Below are 18,509 nucleotides of genomic sequence, written 5' to 3'. Positions count from 1 at the left end.
TAATTTCACAAATGTTATCGATGTGTGCGTTAACACTTGGTGCTGCAAAGGTATTAAATCGTGAAAAGATGTTTTTATGTATTGTTTCAAATACTACTTTATTTGTCTCTGAATCGTTTTTGGGACGCTATTGATAGTAAAATGAGATAAAATTTCAAATGGATTGTGTTTTGGTTGGCAAATCAGAGGGGGGCTGGGTAGGTGAATACAGAAAGCAGATCAAGATGAATATATTTATCCGTGTTTTATCATATTACAGTTGTTGCTTTTTTAAGAAATAAGTACCGTATTGCCTCCTTTCTCGTCCTGAAAATATAGCTGTTAGCCTCGTCTCATATCCTGTTATATAAATATTTTCTATGATAGTTGATACGCTATTATAAGTCTATGAGATTATAGTGATAATGGTGATAGCTATTAACGGCTAACTTTGTGGGTGAATAAAAAATAATCGACCATGAGAAAGCATACGCATATTGGAATAAAGTCTTTTTTTGTACTATTGGCTTCTGCTGTTTTGGTGGGGTTTACTTTCCGTCAGGCGGTTCAATCTGAAGGTGATCCTTTGTTTATAACTGGGTTAACTCCGTATAAAGCAGGCGTCATTACATCGCAAAAAGGGATGAAACGATTAGTCCTCTATTCGTTTGACTGGAAGGAGAGTTTGCAAAAGTGGGATTTGGATGCTGTACCCAGTGGGGTAGCTGTAGCTGGGGATAAAATCTATGCCACAGTTACTGGAGATAAGAATGGAGTGTATATTCTTTCCGCCTCGGGAGATTCAAAAGAATATATACCAACCGGTTCGGGAGCTTGTTTCCCTCTGGCAGATGAGAAATCGAATAAACTGTACGTTTGTAATCAGTTCTCAACAACAGTTTCTGAAATTGATTTAGGGAGTAATAAAGTGACGCGTGAAGTAAAAGTACTTCGTGAGCCTAAATCATCTATACTTGATCCGAATGGAAAGTATTTGTTCGTTACCAATTATCTTCCCCAACAACGGGCTGATATAGATACAGTGGCAGCATGTGTTTCGGTTATTGATTTGAAAAGTTTTCATAAGGTACGCGATATCCAGTTGGCTAACGGGAGTAATGCTCTACGTGGTATGACGCTTTCTCCCGATAGCCGTTATTTATTGATAACGCATAATCTGGGACGCTTTCAGGTACCTACTTCACAGTTACAACAAGGTTGGATGAATACCAGTGCTATCAGTATTGTTAATCTGGAAAGTCTGAAATTTGAGGGTGCGGTATTGCTGGATGAACCCGAACGTGGTGCAGCTGGTATATGGGATGTGAAATGTGCGGATAATAAAATAGTTATCAGCCACTCCGGTACACATGATATCAGTGTGATTGATTATCCCGGTTTTATTCAGAAGTTTAATGCTTATCCGCAAAAAGATGCATTGACATATGATCTTCGTTTTTTGTATGGTCTTCGGGATCGGGTAGCATTGGCAGGGAACGGTCCGCGCAGTTTGATACTGAAAGATGGAAAGGCGATTGTCCCCACTTATTTTTCGGATACATTGAATATTGTTGATTTGAATACGCATCAGGTAGATGCTGTGCCTTTGGTACAGAACCGGGTAGAGAGTCGTATACAACGTGGTGAGAAGTACTTTAATGATGCGGAGCACTGTTTCCAGAACTGGCAGTCGTGCAACGGATGCCATCCGGGAGATGCCCGTACAGATGGTATGAACTGGGATTTGATGAATGATGGCATCGGTAATCCGAAGAACTGTAAAAGTTTACTTTTCTCACACGTTACACCTCCCAATATGATTTCGGGTATCCGTGCTTCTGCCAATGTAGCTGTGCGTGCCGGATATAAATTGATTCAGTTTACTGATCTTCCGGAAGATTTTGCAGATTGTGTAGATGAATATCTGATGGATCTTAAACCTGTTCCCAGCCCATATCTGGTGAATGGAGAACTTTCGGAGAAAGCACAGCGCGGTCGTAAGGTATATGAAAAACTAAAGTGTGACGAATGTCATTCGGGACCCTATTATACCGATATGAAAATGCATCGTATTGGAGAAGATGTTGAATTTGAAAATGGATGGGATACACCGACTCTTCGGGAAGTATGGCGTACGGCTCCTTACTTATTTGACGGAAGGGCTGCTACGATGAAAGATGTTTTTACGGTTCATAAGCATGGTATTGATAAAAAAGTATCTGATAAGGAAATAGATGAACTCGTAGAATATGTGAATTCTCTATAAAAATGAAAAATATGATATTGGAAGCAAATATAGAAATTGTCCATAGGCTTTATCAAACGGGAAAAGGGTCTTTTAAGGAGATGCTTTTTCAGTTGATGGCTTTGTATGAGGCAGTCTATACACCGGTACGCATTGTAGTATTCGGTGCACCCCAAAATAATGAAGAATACTGCGAACGTTTCAGTCAGATTCGTAATGTTATTGCTGAACGATTTGGAAATACGGCTCCTACAGTGAGTTATGTTGCCCAACCTCCATGTCCGCAAGGTCTCGTGATGGAAGTACATGAAGTGGTGTTGACGGATGCTGACTGTATCTGTTATAAAACATTGGATAATGTGCCTTATATTACAATTGAGCGTAAAGGATGCAAGCGTCTGTTTATGAGTGGGATTATTGGCGATGTGCTTCATGCTACTATCCGCAGTCAGGCGGATGAGGTGTTCAGAACAATTTCTCATATAATGGTTGCCGAACAGATGCCTGTTTCTTCTATTGTACGCCAATGGAATTACATTGAGAAAATAACAGATTGTGATGTCACGGGACATCAGCATTATCAGGACTTTAACGATGCCCGTTCTTTGTTTTATCAGTCCGTACAGTGGGCAGACGGTTATCCGGCGGCTACTGGTATCGGTACTCAGTGGGGAGGGGTAATGATTGATATTGATGCTCTGCTCTGCCAGGATGAAACGGTTTGTGTGAAACCGGTAGATAATCCGTTACAGGTCTCTGCCCATGCCTATTCACAGAATGTATTGCTGGGTGAAAAGGATGAGAAGCTTGATAAAAAGACTACTCCTAAGTTTGAACGTGCCAAGGCTATATGGAAGGAAGATCATGGATTTGTCTATATCTCCGGTACTGCTGCTATCCGAGGTGAACAAAGTCTGGAAGGAGTGGGGATTGAAGAACAAGCACTTGCGACGCTGGAGAATATTAAATATCTTGTTTCGGCCGAAAATCTTAGGGAATCGGGCATTCCGGTGGTGACGGAAGATGCATCCTATATCTGCTTTCGTGTTTACGTCAAAAGATGGGAGGATATGGCAAAGGCTTGTGAGGTTATCACCCGTCAGTATCCTGATCTTCCAGCTATATATACTCTTACGGATGTTTGTCGCTCTGAACTTCTGATTGAGATTGAGGGAATGGGGGTTATTTGAGAATGGAGAATGGAGAGGGGAGAAGGAGGTTGCACTATGAGGTTATAGGGTTATAAAGTTGTAAGGTTATGGAATTATTAGGATATGGGCTGCGCTATCATGTTGCACAGTTAACTTTCAATTTTCAATTTTCAACTTTCAATTAATTAAATAATTATATTAAAACGATGAAAACAACAAAAGTATTAATTGCGGCATTTATTGCCTGCTGTGGGGTAGGGATGACCTCTTGCTCTACAGAATCTAAAAAGACAGAATCAGTTATGACACAAGAAAAGACAACGTATCAGAAGAAGTTTACAAATGCTGACTTCTACAAAGATGGAAAGTTTGATCAGGAAGCTGCTAAGAAAGCATTTCTGGATATGTTTGAGTTTTATGACGTACCTTTCACTGCATTGATGGAAAAGGACATCTGGTTTACCGATTTCGGACTGGGTGACTTTGAGAATACAGGTATGGGGGGGATCTTCTGGATTAACGATGCCGAACATGGCTATTTTGCTCATAGTATTTACTTGTTGCCTGGGCAGATGATTCCGGAACATGCTCATGTAAAAACTTCATTTCCTGCCAAACATGAATCATGGATGGTAAACCATGGGTGGGTATATAATTTCTCTGAGGTAGGAGACGAAACTCCTAATCCGCCTGCTATTCCTGCCGGTCACGGTCCGGTTAAGAGTAAAAACTTTGTAGTACAGCAGGTAGGTGACGTTCTTCGTTTGAAAGAACCTGAGACTTTCCATTTTATGATGGCTGGTCCCGAAGGAGCTATTGTTGAAGAGTGGGCCTGCTACCATGATAACGATGGTTTGCGTTTCACAAATAAAAAAGCAGCTTTATAACTAATACCTAAGATACCATGAGAAAAATAAATCATATTGGAATACCTACTCAGACACCGCAACCGGGTGAATCTTATGCAGAAGGTTTGAAAGTGTGGCTGACTAACTTTAATGAAAGCCCTAATAAAATAGAATTTCTTCGTTTTGAAGAAGGAAGCTGGATGCCGGAATTGATTCAGAAAACGGCTCATATAGCCTATGAAGTAGATAATCTGGAAGAAGAATTAAAAGGTGCCAAAGTACTTGTTGAACCGATGCCGGGAGGTGAAAATCTTACCATTGCTTTTATTGAGGAAGAAGGTATTGCACTCGAACTTATGTATTTTGAAAAGTAACTCTTAAATTAAAAAATATGGATAAGTTTATAAATAACCCTGATAATCTCACAGAAGAGTTGTTGGAAGGCTATGTGATGGCTTACAGTGATCAGGTAGCTATTGGAGGTGAGAATATTATTGTGCGTGCCAATGCTAAACCGGAAGATAAGGTTGCTATTATCACGCTTGGAGGTTCGGGTCATGAACCTGCATTGAGTGGTTTTGTAGGTGAAGGTATGCTCGACTGCTCTGTGGTTGGAGATATTTTTGCAGCTCCGGGCGCACAACGCGTTTTTCAGGCTTTGCAAATGTTCAAACGCGAAGCGGGGATCTTGTTGGTAGTACTCAATCATTCTGGTGATATTATGAGTGCAAACATGGCTTGTCAGTTGGCTGAACGGGTGGGTATCAAAGTGAAGAGTATCATTACCCATGATGATATCAGTGCCGGGCTGGATGCTCCCGATGAAGATCGTCGCGGATTGGCAGGTTGTGTGCCTTTGATTAAAGTGGTTGGTGCCGCTGCCGAAGAAGGTAAATCTCTGGACGAGATACTTGAAATAGGTGAACGTATGAATGCGAAGATAGCCACGCTTGCTGTAGCAATGAAAGCATGTACGCATCCACAAAATGGTATGAGCATTTCCGATCTTCCGGACGGTATTATGGAGATTGGTATGGGACAACATGGCGAAGGTGGTGGTGGACGTAAACCATTGGTTTCTGCCGATGATACTGCCGAGGAAATGGTAGGTCTGCTAATGAAAAAATTACAGCCTAAACCTGGAGATAAGGCGTTGCTTATCATTAACGGCGTGGGGGCAACTACTCATATGGAGATGAGTATTGTTTACCGTAAGGCTCATTTTATATTAGAAAATAACGGTGTTGAAGTGGTGTCCGGACGTATTGGTGAATTACTGACAGTACAGGAACAGGCCGGTTTTCAAATGATTCTGGCATTGCTGGACAATGATCATGTAGATTATTTGAAGAACCATATGTCTAATGCACCTTACTGGACTACTTTAGGAAAATAAGAATGGATAAATTAACTGTAAATGACTTTAAGAAAATGATTCAGAACGCTCTGAAAAATATAACAGAGCGTTCTGATGAGTTCTCTAAACTGGATGCTGTATTGGGGGACGGTGATCACGGTACAGCTATCGTACAAGCTATGTCGGCCATTGTACAATCGGCTGATAAAGGTACGGAATTCAAGAAAATGCTTGGAGATATGGGTTTCGACGTAATGTTGCAGATCAGTGGCTCTACCAGTACACTACTTGGAGGATTTTTTCTCGGAATGAGCGATACACTGGCAGATGGAGTAACTGAGCTGGATGCTGAAGGTGTAAAAAGCATGTTTGCCGGTGGACTTGCCGGTGTGAAAAAGCAGACTAAAGCCCAACGCGGAGATAAGACGATGATGGACGCTTTGATACCTGCTGTAGAAGCTATACAAGCCACAAATTCGTCTGATATAAAAATGTTGATGGCAGCGGGAGCAGAAGCTGCATTGAAGGGAGCAGCGGAAACTGTAGATATGAAAGCTAACTTTGGGCGTGCCCGTAATTATGGCGAACGTTCCATTGGATATGCCGATTCCGGAGCAAGCTCCTGGTCATGCATGTTTGATGCTTTTGCAAAAGCACTACTTTAAAGATATATAAAAACAGAATAAGAGAAAATGGCAGATTTAGATGATTTAAGAGATGGCTGCAACTTTGGGCTGGACCAGGCTGTGGCAAATCAGACTTTCCACATAAAAGGCGCAGGAAATCTTCCCTGGGGAATGAAAGACCGGTTATCACGTATATTTAATCCTGCGACAGGACGTACAGTGATGTTGGCTTGTGACCATGGTTTTATAATGGGGCCTACTTCCGGACTGGAACGTATCGACCTGAACATTGTACCACTTATTGAGTATGCAGATTGTCTGATGTGTACCCGTGGTGTTTTGCAGTCTGTTATTCCACCCACCACAAACAAATCAATTTGCTTGCGTTCGGATGCCGGTACCTCCATTTTGACAGAATTGAATGACAATGTATTGATTGATATCGAAGATGCAGTACGCATGAACGTTTCGGCTATGGCAGTGATGCTGGCTATCGGTGATAAAGAACATGAAGCTAAAACGGTGGCTAATCTCTACAAGGCAGTAGATAAAGGTACACGTTATGGCATTCCTGTAATGGGAGTTACGGCCGTTGGTAAAGAAATGGCTCGTGATGCACGTTATTTTGGTTTAGCTTCACGTATTGCAGCCGAGAATGGCGCTAACATTGTAAAAACTTACTATTGCGACGGTTTTGAGAAAGTGGCAGCTGCCTGCCCGGTTCCCGTAGTGATTGCCGGTGGTAAGAAACTTCCGGAGAGGGAAGCGCTTGAGCTTTGTTATATGGCTATCAATGACGGTGCTTCCGGGGTAGATATGGGACGTAACGTATTCCAGTCAGAAGCTCCCGCCGCAATGATTCAGGCAGTTTATGCAGTAGTACACCAGAACTATAGTGTAGATCAGGCTTTTGAACTGTTTAACGAATTAAAAGCTAAATAGTGATGATACGCCTGCGTTTATTAGCTCTGTTATTTCTTAGTTGTTCGTTGCATTTGTCTGCACAGGAAAAACTGGTACTTGCCGGTTCGGGAAATCCTGCGGTAATGATAGTAGATAAGCAATCGGGGGCTGTAGAATGGAAACATGCATTAGAAAAAGGAGAGGAGTGTAATACTGTAGCTGTTACCCGACAGGGCAATATTCTCTATTCTTACAAAAAAGGAGCAAAGCTGATAGGGACAGATCACCGTGTGATCTGGGATTATAAAGCCCCGGAAGGAACGGAACTTCAATCAGCAACTCTCTTGAAGGATGGCGGATTTCTTCTTGGCATCTGTGGCAATCCGGCACGGCTCATTGAACTGGATAAGAACGGAAAGGAGCGTAACCGTGTGGAGATTGACCTGCAAATAGAAAAACCACATGGTCAGTTCCGACAGGTTTTCCAGTTGCGCAACAAGAATTATCTGCTTCCTGTCATGGGAAAACAGAAAATGATGGAAATAAACCGGAAAGGTGCAGTAGTGGCAGAGTTTCCGACAGGAGGCCGGGCTTTTTCTTCACTCGAATTGAGAGACGGGAATATATTGCTTCCTTGTGGAGACGGGCACTTTTTTCAGGTTATTGACCGTAAAACAGGGAAGGAACTCAAACGGGTAACGTCTGAAGATGTACAAGGTGCTTCGCTGCTTTTTGTGGGACAGATATTGGATGCGGGCAAAGGAAATTTGCTGATCTGTAACTGGTATGGACACACAAAAGATGCTACAGTAGATGAACCTCAACTCATTGAAGTGGATGCAAACGGAAAAGTATTATGGAGCTTGAATGATAAAGAAAATATCGGTAAAGTTTCGGCAGCTTGTCTGGTGAGTAATCCCAAATTTAAGATAAATGTAGTAGAGTAATCCTCAAACTAATACATAACTGATATGAATAAGAAAATAGTAATAATGTCCGTTTGCATGGCATTGTCCCTTTCTGTTTTTGCACAGAAGAAAAGGGCAAAGGTAGCCGAACCTGCTACCTGGGCAGAAAGTATTGCCCGGGCAAAGAGTCAGGCTGATGCACAGATGCAAAAAACGCTTCGTCCGGTCGCTTCTAAAGTGATTAAGTCGAAAGCGGCAGCAGAGCCATTCTCTGCTGACATCAGCGGACTGGACGAAATGGTACTTTATACCTGGAGTACGGTGGACGGTACTTCCGATGATCAGCCAGTGTGGGCAAATGCCCGGCTGGTTGCTGCCGACGGTTCATCCGTGTGGTTAAATGATTTGAAGAATACCTTTAAAAAAGGTACCAGTGGCGGTTTGCGTTACAATGTAAATGCTAAGAATGCTGCTGTAACGATGAAAGGAAAAACCTATAATCGTACTATTATGACGGGGGGAAATGCACAGATTATTGTTCCGTTAGACAAGAAGTATGTGCGTTTTGAAGCAGAAATAGGATTGGAGAACCGTTCTTCAAATGGTTCGGTTATTTTCCGCGTACAAGGTATTACGGGTGGTGAAGCTGCCGGTAAACTTGTGAATGACTATCCTGGGGAAGCTGCTCTGTTCCTGCCCTTTGCCGGTGGAGATATGAAAGCGTTGGTGACTACGTATGATGCAAGTATTGAGAAACACGTTGCAGAATCTGTTATCAGGCTCTTGAAGGAACCGAAACATTTTAATGCTTTGTTGCAACAGGTATCTCAAAAAACTGCATTGGACGAACAGGTTATTGGCTATCTGAATCTGGCTCAGGATGCAATGAATGTTTATCAATTGCAGGAGGCTCTGGCATGGATCAATATCCGCGCTATTGAGGAAGCTGTAAATGATATGAATCAGTATAAAGGTTTTGATCAGACAACTAACCAAACCCGGTTGGCAGAATTGAAAATGCTTACCGGAAGAGGTTTCAATGATATTTATACCAATCAACCCGCTGCATTGGAGACTGCCAATAAAGCGCTGAAACTAAAACGGGATATCTTGCTGGCTAATCCTGAACTGGATGTTGACAAACTGATTGTAGGTCGTTATAAGATAGGTACTACTGCCCGTCAGGCCACACCTCGTGCATTGGGAACACAAAATAACAACTGGTCTAATCAGACTTCTGCTTCCCGTGGGGGCTTTGATGCTGAGATTACTGAGTTGTCAAATCTTCGTGGCGATATTAAGTCGAGAACGATTTTTAAACCAACTAACGGTTCGTCTCTTCCTGACCTTAAATTGCATTGGGACGCTGACCGTATTTTGTTCTCTATGGTGGATACCGACAAACGCTGGCAAGTGTTTGAGGTAGGTGTAGATGGTAAAGGGCTGAAAAAGATGATTCCTGATCTGGAACCTGATCTTGAGTTTTTTGACGCTACTTATCTGCCTTCCGGCAAGATGATTGCAGTCTCTAATATAGGTTACAATGGTGTACCTTGTGTAAATGGTAACGATGAAGTCGGTAATATGTGTCTGTATGATCCGAAAGACAATTCTTTGCGTCGCCTCACTTTTGACCAGGATGCTAACTGGGCACCGACAGTGATGAATAATGGCCGTGTCATGTATACCCGTTGGGAATATACTGACTTAACGCATTATTTTTCACGTTTTGTGATGCATATGAATCCGGATGGTACTGAGCAGAAGTCACTTTACGGTAGTGGCTCTTACTTCCCGAACAGTACTTTCGATGCAAAGCCGCTTCCGGGTAATACCTCTAAGTTTGTAGGCGTTATCTCCGGTCACCATGGTGTAACCCGTTCCGGTCGCCTGATGATCTTTGATCCGGCTAAGAGCCGCAAATCGGAGAAAGGCATGTTACAGGAACTTCCTTTCAGAGATCGCAAGATTGAACCGATTGTAAAAGATCGTCTGGTAGACGGTGTATGGCCTCAGTTTATTAAGCCTTATCCGTTGAATGATAAATACTTCCTGGTTGCAGCTAAGTTGAATGAGAATGCATTATGGGGTATTTATCTGATAGACGTATTTGATAATTTGACTCTGATTGCCGAATATGAAGGTGAAGGATTAATTTGTCCGATACCTGTGAAGAAGACTCCGACTCCTCCTATAATTCCGGAAAAGATTAAGCCGGGTGATAAGGAAGCCACGGTATTTATTCAGGATATTTACGAAGGTGAAGGTTTAAAAGGTGTACCCCGTGGTACAGTGAAGGCATTCCGTGTACTTTCTTATGAGTATGCTTACAACAAAACTCCGTCTGATCATTGGGCACAGGGGGTACAGAGTGGTTGGGATATCAAACGTTTACTGGGTACGGTTCCGGTAGAAGAAGATGGTTCTGCTATGTTTAAAATACCTGCCAATACGCCTATTTCACTTCAGCCGTTGGATAGTGAAGGACGTGCTATTCAGTGGATGCGTAGCTGGTTGACCGGTATGCCGGGTGAAACGGTTTCATGTATCGGTTGCCATGAGGATCAGAATCAGATTCCTATTCCTAAACGTGTGATAGCCTCACAGATTGCTCCTCATACCATAACGAAGCCTGAAGGTGGACAGCGTTCCTTTACTTTTGATCTGGAAGTACAGCCGGTACTTGACCGTGCCTGCGTAGCTTGCCACAATAGCGATAGTAAACTGGCCGACTTCACCGGAGGACGTATTGATAAGTTTACCGGATTTGGTGAAAGTTATCTGAATCTTCATCCGTTTGTGTACCGTCAGGGACCGGAAGCCGAAATAGAAGTACTGAATCCGTATGAATATCATGCTTCTGTAAGTCCGCTTATAAAGCTACTGAAGAAAGGACATCATGGTGTGGAACTGACAGATAAAGAATGGCAGACCTTGTACAACTGGATTGACTTCAATGCGCCTTATCATGGCAAGTTCAAAGCCAATGTATTTAAAGGGGTAGAGCAGATCAGCCGTCGTACGGAACTGACAGAGAAATATGCAGGTTCGGGTGTAGACTGGAAAGCCGAAATCCGTTCGTATGCCGACTATCTGAGCAAACAGGAAAAACCTGCTGCTGTGAAGCCTGAACGTAAGGAATATAAAGACAAAGAGGTGAAACTGAAAGGCTGGCCCTTTGATGCTGCTACTGCCAAGGCGATGTTGAGCAAAGAAACAGAAACGCAGAAGAGCATTGAACTTGCTCCTGGTATCCGGATGAACTTTGTACGAGTTCCGGCTGGTTCCTTCGTAATGGGTAGTAACCGCGGACATTCCGACTATTCTCCTGTAAGCAAACAGGTCGTGAAGAAAGCTTTCTGGATGGGTGAAATAGAGGTAAGCAATGAACAATTCCGTACCATCTTCCCTGAGCATAACAGCCGTTTTATTGGTCAACTTTGGAAAGACCACGTACACGAAGGTTATCCGGCTAATAATCCGGAACAACCGGCTATCCGTGTAAGCTGGCAAGAAGCTATGGACTTCTGTAAGAAGTTGAGTGAGAAGACCGGATTGAATGTAACCCTGCCTACAGAGGTACAGTGGGAGTGGGCTTGCCGGGCTGGTAGTGATGATGACTTCTGGTATGGTTCCCTGAATACGGACTTTGCCAAGTTTGAGAATCTGGCCGATGTACAATTGAATAAAGCGGCCGTGCGTGGTGTGAATCCACAACCGATGAATCCGAATGACAGTTGGTATAAGTATTACACATACCAGCCGAAAGAGAACGGAGTGGATGATGGTAATATGCTGATGGTAAAAGGGGGTAGTTATCAGGCCAATCCATGGGGATTGTATGATATGCAGGGTAATGTAGCCGAATGGACCCGTTCAGACTATATGCCTTATCCGTATAATGAGAAAGCACAAGACGGTACCGGTACAGAAAAGGTAGCCCGCGGTGGATCATGGACGGAACATCCCAAAACTTGTACATCTTATTACCGGAAAGCTTATCTGCCCTGGCAGAAGGTTTATAATGTTGGCTTCCGTGTGATTATAGAAGACTAAGAGTTTATCACAAAGTAATGCAGAGTTTCACAGAGTTTATTATTATTGAGAATCATAAGTAGTACTCTGTGAAACTTTGTGTTATTGTGTGGTGAAATAAAATGAAGACCGAATGGATAAAATAGAACTTATTGCGGGTCCCTGTAGTGCTGAGACTCGCGAACAAATGATGAAGACTGCAACCCAACTACGGGCCGTAGGTATCCGGACATTGCGTGCAGGATTGTGGAAACCTCGTTCACACTACGGAACATTTGAAGGAGTGGGCGAGAAGGGACTGGCATGGATGGAAGAGATACAGCAAACTTTAGGTATGCGGGTGATGACTGAAGTGGCACTGCCCTCACATGTAGAAGCTGCCTTAAATGCCGGGTTGGATATGCTTTGGATTGGAGCTCGTACTACAGTGAATCCTTTTATGATGCATGAACTTGCCGAGGCATTACGTGGAACAGATATTCCAATATGGGTAAAGAATCCTGTCTCTCCCGATCTGGAACTATGGATAGGAGCTATCGAACGCCTGCAACACGCGGGGGTAAAGCGCATTGGTGCCATACATAGAGGCTTTTGCCTGGTAGACAATGCGCCTTATCGCAATTCTCCGTTGTGGGATCAGATAAAAGAACTCCGTAATCGCGTTCCTGGTATACCTGTTTATTGTGATCCCAGTCATATTGCAGGAAAACGTGAGTTGTTGCTTCAGATTTGTCAGGAGGCACTATCTCTGAAAGTGGACGGATTGTTTATTGAATCCCACTGTTGCCCGCAGGAAGCTTTGTCTGATGCTGCACAACAATTGACCCCCGCGGCTTTGTCGGATATGTTACATACGCTGAATATAGATTGATCAGGATTGAAAAATGGTATGTTTTCTTGTCTCAAACCTAAGATTGGGATAATAGTGCAAGTCTATGGAATAATAATATAAACCCGAGTCAGGCTAATAGCCTATTTTTGCATTGGACAAAATAAATTATAAAATAACCATGAAAATCAAAACAGGACTGCTATCACTAATGATAGTATGCGGCGCATGTAGCCGAACTACCCAACCAGCGGATGTGTTAAAAGATAACTTCGATTTTGCTTCCGGGCAATTGAATTTCGCCTTTTCGGAAATAGACCAGGTGAAGTCTGCATTTACAGAAGAGCAAAAAGAGAAGATGTTAGTCAGCCCTCGTAATATCGAACCGGATGGTTCACTGCATCTCGTCGCTTCACGGGATTGGTGCAGCGGATTCTTTCCGGGAGAATTGTGGTATATGTATGAATATACCGGCAATGAGTATTGGCGACAGAAAGCTGAAGAGTTTACCGCACCTATTGAGCGTGAAAAGACCAATGGCCGTACCCATGATATGGGCTTTAAAGTATTTTGTAGTTTTGGTAACGGATACCGTTTGACGCATAATTCTGATTATAAAGGAATACTTATCGAATCGGCAGAAACGCTGATTACCCGGTATAAACCCAATGTGGGTTGTATCCGTTCATGGGATCACAATAAAGATAAATGGCAGTGTCCTGTTATTATAGATAATATGATGAATCTGGAGTTACTGTTCTGGGCTTACAAACAAACCAACCGGGAAGAATTTTATGACATCGCTGTAAACCATGCACGTACAACAATGAAGAATCATTTCCGCGACGATTATAGTTCGTATCATGTAATTGATTATGATACAATCAGCGGAGAGGTTCTGAAAAAGAACACACATCAGGGATATGCGCATGAATCAGCATGGTCACGTGGACAGGCGTGGGGATTATATGGTTATACTATGTGTTACCGTGAAACGAATCTTCCGGAATTTCTGGAACAGGCCAAACATATTGCCAACTATATCTTTACCAGTAAAACACTTCCTGAAGACTTGATTCCTTATTGGGATTTCAACGCTCCTAATATTCCTGACGAACCGAGAGATGTGTCGGCAGCAGCTGTTATAGCTTGTGCGCTGTATGAGCTTTCTATGTACGACAAGGACAATGCTGTGCAGTATAAAGAATGGGCCGATACAATTGTCAGTAATTTGAGTAAGAACTATCGTGCAGCGTTGAATGGTGATCGTGGTTTCCTTTTACTTCACAGTACGGGTTCTGCTCCTCATAAGTCCGAGATAGATGTTCCTATCGTCTATGCAGACTATTATTTCCTTGAGGCTTTACTCAGAAAATCAAAACTGGAAAAAGAAGGAAACGCTGTATTGTAAAAGCGGTGTAAATATGAAAAATACAATTGTTGGTTTATTAGTTAGTTTGATGCTGCTGAGCGGGAATCTTGGTGCAAAGGTTCCTGTGACGCAGTCACAAAAACTTCGTTTAACGGATAACTGGGAATTTCTTCGACAGGATGTTGGTAATATATGGGAACTTGTCAGACCCATGAAAGTCGGACAACCGGAAGGATCACCCATTTGGACAAAAGTAACTCTTCCACATTGCTTTAATGCAGAAGATGCAGTAGATCCGGATGTGAATTACTATCAGGGACCGGGCTGGTATAAAACACAACTCACGATAGACAATCCCTATAAAAACGGTCGTATCCTGCTCGAATTTGAAGGAGCAGGACAAAAGACAGATGTTTATATCTATATGACTAAAGTGGCTGGTCACACAGGTGGTTATGATAGTTGGAATGTGGATATAACAGATGCCGTAAACACATTCCTTTCCAGTAAAGAGGCTGAGCGTTTTGGAGGACGTGTCCCTTTGAGTATTCGTTGCGACAATACGCGTGATGCCGAAATGATACCTTCAGATCTTTCCGATTTTAATCTTTATGGAGGTATTTACCGTTATCTCAATCTGGTTTATCTTCCGGAGGTTTCTATAGCTTCGCTAAAGATAGAGCCGGTTTTAGATCAGAAACTGAAGCAGGCAACCCTGAAAATAAATTCTTTCTTTTATAATCCTTCGGATGTGAGAAAAGCCACTGTTGAATGGCGCGTGAAAGACTCTCAAGGGAACGTGGTACTATCCGGCAGGCAGGATGAAGTCACTCCTCTCGGCGAATTCTGCCTTGCCGACGTCCCGTTAAAAAAGCCTCAGGTATGGGATGTGGATAACCCGCTGCTTTATACGTGTGAGGTTACTGTGCGTGCCAATGGACAGGCAGTTACTGCTTCCGAACGTTTTGGTTTCCGTACGTTTGAATTTATAGAAAAAGGTCCGTTCCATTTGAATGGGCGTCGGTTGTTATTACGTGGTACACATCGGCATGAAGATCATGCGGGGGTAGCTGCTGCCATGACCGAAGATCAGATGCGACAAGAGATGCAGATGATGAAAGAGATGGGTGTTAACTTCATTCGTCTGGGACATTATCAGCAGTCAGAAATAATCCTTAACCTTTGTGACAGCCTGGGTATCCTGGTATGGGAGGAGATTCCCTGGTGCCGTGGAGGGGTAGGTGGAGAAAAGTACCGTTCACAAGCCAAACACATGTTGACAGACATGATAGAACAACACCGCAATCATCCTGCCGTGATCATTTGGGGACTCGGAAACGAGAATGACTGGCCGAATGATTTTGAAACATTTAACCAAGGAGAGATCCGCTCGTTGATGAGTGAGCTTCACACCCTTTCGCATCAGCTGGATGATAGTCGTAAGACAGCTATTCGCCGTTGCGCCTTCTGTAGTGATATTGTTGATGTTTATTCGCCTTCTATCTGGGCAGGCTGGTATCGGGGTAATTATACCGATTATCAGGAAATGTCTCTTGCTGAGATGGAAAAGGTGAAACATTTCCTACACGTAGAGTGGGGAGGTGACAGCCATGCCGGACGTCATGCCGAGGTGGTGGCAGCCATTCGTAAAGCAGGTGAGAGCGATGCTGATGCAGCACTGAATGGTTCGGCACAAGTGCTTAAGAAAGGGGATTGGAGCGAAACATATATCGTAAAGCTGATTGATTGGCACCTGAAAGAACAGGAGAATATGCCTTGGTTGACAGGAGCAGCTTATTGGCCTTTCAAAGATTTCTCTACTCCGATACGTCCCGAAAATCCGGTACCGTATATGAATCAGAAAGGGGTTGTAGAGCGTGACTTTACGAAGAAAGAAAGTTACTATGTATTCCAGTCTTATTGGACAGAGAAGCCCATGATACATATATATGGGCACAGCTGGCCGGTGCGTTGGGGAAATGCGGGTGAGGAGAAAGAGATACTGGTTTATTCAAACTGCCCTTCAGTAGAACTTTTCGTCAATGGAGTGAGCCGGGGAATAAAGAAACGTAATAGTCAGGACTTTCCTGCTGCCGGACTACGTTGGAATGTACCTTTGAATGTCGGAAAGAATACGGTTAAGGCTGTTTCTACCGGTAAGGAAAGCATCACAGACGAAATATCTTTTGAGTATCAAACGGAGAAGTGGGGGGCAGAGGCTACTATACAACTTACTGCGACACCTTGTGGAGATAATATGTTTGAGGTATCAGCACAGTTATTGGATACCAATGGAGTTCGCTGCCTGGACTCCCGTATGTTCGTTCATTTTGAAATAGCAGGCGATGGTGAGTTGATACAAAATCAAGGTACTGCCATGGGATCGCGCAAAGTGCAGGCATGTAATGGACATGCAGGTATCCGCGTTCGCCAACCCAAAGGAAAATCCGTTGTTGCGGTGAAAGCCGAAGGTATTCCTACAGTAACGTTGTTAATTGAAAATTGAAAGTTGAAAGTTGAAAGTTGCTGCGCTGTCATGCTGCATAGTAACTTTCAACTCTATAAGACTTTCAATTAAACGACAACGCGCTGCATAGCAATTTTTAATTTTCAATTTTCAATTCAATGAGTAAATTTCAGAACCTAATTTGTGGAGGGGCCTTTATTGTCTTCTTTGTTACAGGGGCATTGGCACAAACCAAACTCCCGCCTGCCTGGCAATCCAGCCTGGTAAAGATAACCGATGCGGGAGAACTTACATATTATCCTGATAAAGAAGGAAATACAATCCCGGATTTCAGCCGTGTAGGTTATCATCACGGAGATAAGAGCATTCCGGCTTATCCGGCTACGATAATCGTTTCGCCGGTAGCGAACGGAGATAGCCATAACGTTATCCAAAAGGCAATTGATAAAGTTTCGCAAATGAAGCCCGATAAGGATGGACACCGGGGGACGGTTTTACTCAAACGAGGTATTTATAAGATCTCTGAGAGTATTCTTATTACCGCCAGTGGTGTTGTATTAGAGGGAGAGGGAGAAAATGTGAATGAAACCCGTCTTTTGGCTACAGGGAAAAAGCGGTATTCGTTAATAAAAGTATCCGGTACGGGAAGAGCGAAAGAAGTGCCGGGTACACGGGCAAAGATTACAGATACATTCGTTCCTGTTGGTACCCATTCTTTCCGGGTTTCTTCGGGTAAAGGTTTTCGTCCGGGAGATCGCATTATGCTTTATCGCCCCGGTACTTCACAGTGGATACACGACCTTAAAATGGATCAAATTGTAGAACGTAAAGGTACCCGTCAATGGACTCCCGAAGAGTATAATCTTGCTTTTGAACGTGAGATAACCAAAGTAGAAGGCGACCGTATTTATATTGATAATCCTGTTGTAATGCAGATGGATGCCAAATATGGTGGCGGTGAGATTTATAAGTATACATTTGACGGACGTATCAGTGAAGTAGGAGTCAGCAATCTTTGTCTTGAGTCTGAGTTTGAAAACTATGAGGATAATCAGCATGGTTGGATAGGTGTGGAGTTTGATAAAGTAGAAAACTGCTGGGCACGCAATATTACTTGTCGTTACCTGGGGTATGCAGCTGTTAGTTGTGAGGCGATGGCTAAGAACGTAACGGTTTCTAACAGCCGTTGTCTTGAAGCAAAATCACTTATTACAGGTGGTTTCCGTTATGGTTTCAATAATTGGGGGCAACAGAATCTTTTCATGAATTGCCAGAGTTCCGAAGGGCGTCATGACTATGTGACCGGGGCGCGTGTGTGCGGGCCGAATGTATTTTATAATTGTTCCGCTTCCCAGACATTTGCAGATATAGGTCCGCATCACCGTTGGGCAGTGGGTACTCTTTATGACAATATAATCACCGACGGAGAAATTAATGTTCAGGATCGGGGACAGATGGGAAGCGGACATGGTTGGGCCGGCGTTACACAAGTCTTATGGAACTGCCGGGTGCGCCGTGCTGCTATACAAAATCCTTGGGTTTCCGGAAACAATTATAGTATCGGAACGAAGGGAGAGAAGGTGCCCGGACATTTCAAAGACCGTCCCGAAGGCATTTGGGAAGGACAGAATGAGATTAATATTTTCCCTCGCTCTTTGTATGTGGCCCAGCTTATGGCAAGACAAAAAGGAGCAGACTTGCAGATATTGACTAAGTAAAAACTCACCACAGAGTATACAGAGGTTACAGAGTTTTATTACTTTTGTAATCGAATATGCAACCCCTTGAT

The 18,509-nt window shown here is 43.2% G+C and carries 13 protein-coding genes; all 13 read left to right on the top strand.

Translation table 11 applies throughout. The annotated features are described in order from the left end of the window. The first annotated feature begins 457 nt into the window (after positions 1 to 457). The 13 genes from HCG69_RS13885 to HCG69_RS13825 all read left to right on the top strand — a co-directional run bounded on the left by HCG69_RS13885 (position 458) and on the right by HCG69_RS13825 (position 18,438). Positions 458 to 2,245, top strand: a complete 1,788-nt coding sequence (locus tag HCG69_RS13885) for a YVTN family beta-propeller repeat-containing protein (RefSeq protein WP_221650518.1) — start codon at positions 458 to 460, stop codon at positions 2,243 to 2,245. Positions 2,246 to 2,247: 2 nt separating this feature from the next. Continuing rightward, on the top strand, positions 2,248 to 3,414 hold the full coding sequence (locus HCG69_RS13880) for a hypothetical protein (protein WP_255585994.1): 1,167 nt from the start codon (positions 2,248 to 2,250) through the stop codon (positions 3,412 to 3,414). A 167-nt stretch (positions 3,415 to 3,581) separates the two neighbouring features. Beyond that, the gene (locus HCG69_RS13875) at positions 3,582 to 4,262 is read left to right on the top strand and encodes a hypothetical protein (protein WP_122201599.1); all 681 of its coding nucleotides are present in this window, start codon (positions 3,582 to 3,584) and stop codon (positions 4,260 to 4,262) included. A gap of 17 nt (positions 4,263 to 4,279) precedes the next feature. Continuing rightward, on the top strand, positions 4,280 to 4,597 hold the full coding sequence (locus tag HCG69_RS13870) for a VOC family protein (RefSeq protein ID WP_025867299.1): 318 nt from the start codon (positions 4,280 to 4,282) through the stop codon (positions 4,595 to 4,597). 17 nt (positions 4,598 to 4,614) lie between these two features. Next, complete coding sequence (locus HCG69_RS13865; RefSeq protein WP_025867300.1) at positions 4,615 to 5,619, top strand: dihydroxyacetone kinase subunit DhaK; 1,005 nt, start codon at positions 4,615 to 4,617, stop codon at positions 5,617 to 5,619. Between the two features lie 2 nt (positions 5,620 to 5,621). Beyond that, on the top strand, positions 5,622 to 6,245 hold the full coding sequence (locus tag HCG69_RS13860; RefSeq protein WP_221650517.1) for a DAK2 domain-containing protein: 624 nt from the start codon (positions 5,622 to 5,624) through the stop codon (positions 6,243 to 6,245). A gap of 27 nt (positions 6,246 to 6,272) precedes the next feature. Beyond that, positions 6,273 to 7,148 carry a 3-hydroxy-5-phosphonooxypentane-2,4-dione thiolase gene (lsrF, locus tag HCG69_RS13855; protein ID WP_221650516.1) on the top strand — a complete coding sequence of 292 codons (876 nt, stop codon included), beginning with the start codon at positions 6,273 to 6,275 and terminating at the stop codon, positions 7,146 to 7,148. Positions 7,149 to 7,150: 2 nt separating this feature from the next. Beyond that, positions 7,151 to 8,056 (top strand): hypothetical protein, encoded by a 906-nt coding sequence (locus tag HCG69_RS13850; RefSeq protein WP_025867303.1) that lies wholly within the window; start codon positions 7,151 to 7,153, stop codon positions 8,054 to 8,056. Between the two features lie 24 nt (positions 8,057 to 8,080). Further along, positions 8,081 to 12,073 carry an SUMF1/EgtB/PvdO family nonheme iron enzyme gene (locus HCG69_RS13845; protein WP_221650515.1) on the top strand — a complete coding sequence of 1,331 codons (3,993 nt, stop codon included), beginning with the start codon at positions 8,081 to 8,083 and terminating at the stop codon, positions 12,071 to 12,073. A 112-nt stretch (positions 12,074 to 12,185) separates the two neighbouring features. Further along, on the top strand, positions 12,186 to 12,923 hold the full coding sequence (locus HCG69_RS13840; RefSeq protein ID WP_025867305.1) for a phospho-2-dehydro-3-deoxyheptonate aldolase: 738 nt from the start codon (positions 12,186 to 12,188) through the stop codon (positions 12,921 to 12,923). A 139-nt stretch (positions 12,924 to 13,062) separates the two neighbouring features. Further along, positions 13,063 to 14,292 (top strand): glycoside hydrolase family 88 protein, encoded by a 1,230-nt coding sequence (locus HCG69_RS13835; protein WP_122201601.1) that lies wholly within the window; start codon positions 13,063 to 13,065, stop codon positions 14,290 to 14,292. A 13-nt stretch (positions 14,293 to 14,305) separates the two neighbouring features. Next, entirely contained in the window at positions 14,306 to 16,759 is a 2,454-nt protein-coding gene (locus HCG69_RS13830; protein WP_221650514.1) for a glycoside hydrolase family 2 TIM barrel-domain containing protein, read from the top strand. 119 nt (positions 16,760 to 16,878) lie between these two features. Next, a complete protein-coding gene (locus HCG69_RS13825; RefSeq protein WP_025867310.1) occupies positions 16,879 to 18,438 on the top strand; it encodes a hypothetical protein in 1,560 nt (519 codons plus the stop codon). Positions 18,439 to 18,509: the final 71 nt, after the last annotated feature.

This window comes from Bacteroides sp. K03, from assembly GCF_019734355.1.
Taxonomy (GTDB): Bacteria; Bacteroidota; Bacteroidia; order Bacteroidales; family Bacteroidaceae; genus Bacteroides; species Bacteroides nordii.
The sequence above is the reverse complement of the archived record's forward strand: the minus strand, read 5'-3'. Positions and strand labels throughout refer to the sequence as shown.

Excerpts from the sequence above, each read along its gene's own strand:
- HCG69_RS13885 (WP_221650518.1), top strand. The coding sequence starts at position 458 with ATGAGAAAGCATACGCATATTGGAATAAAGTCTTTTTTTGTACTATTG.
- HCG69_RS13880 (WP_255585994.1), top strand. The coding sequence starts at position 2,248 with ATGAAAAATATGATATTGGAAGCAAATATAGAAATTGTCCATAGGCTT.
- HCG69_RS13875 (WP_122201599.1), top strand. The coding sequence starts at position 3,582 with ATGAAAACAACAAAAGTATTAATTGCGGCATTTATTGCCTGCTGTGGG.
- HCG69_RS13870 (WP_025867299.1), top strand. The coding sequence starts at position 4,280 with ATGAGAAAAATAAATCATATTGGAATACCTACTCAGACACCGCAACCG.
- HCG69_RS13865 (WP_025867300.1), top strand. The coding sequence starts at position 4,615 with ATGGATAAGTTTATAAATAACCCTGATAATCTCACAGAAGAGTTGTTG.
- HCG69_RS13860 (WP_221650517.1), top strand. The coding sequence starts at position 5,622 with ATGGATAAATTAACTGTAAATGACTTTAAGAAAATGATTCAGAACGCT.
- lsrF (WP_221650516.1), top strand. The coding sequence starts at position 6,273 with ATGGCAGATTTAGATGATTTAAGAGATGGCTGCAACTTTGGGCTGGAC.
- HCG69_RS13850 (WP_025867303.1), top strand. The coding sequence starts at position 7,151 with ATGATACGCCTGCGTTTATTAGCTCTGTTATTTCTTAGTTGTTCGTTG.
- HCG69_RS13845 (WP_221650515.1), top strand. The coding sequence starts at position 8,081 with ATGAATAAGAAAATAGTAATAATGTCCGTTTGCATGGCATTGTCCCTT.
- HCG69_RS13840 (WP_025867305.1), top strand. The coding sequence starts at position 12,186 with ATGGATAAAATAGAACTTATTGCGGGTCCCTGTAGTGCTGAGACTCGC.
- HCG69_RS13835 (WP_122201601.1), top strand. The coding sequence starts at position 13,063 with ATGAAAATCAAAACAGGACTGCTATCACTAATGATAGTATGCGGCGCA.
- HCG69_RS13830 (WP_221650514.1), top strand. The coding sequence starts at position 14,306 with ATGAAAAATACAATTGTTGGTTTATTAGTTAGTTTGATGCTGCTGAGC.
- HCG69_RS13825 (WP_025867310.1), top strand. The coding sequence starts at position 16,879 with ATGAGTAAATTTCAGAACCTAATTTGTGGAGGGGCCTTTATTGTCTTC.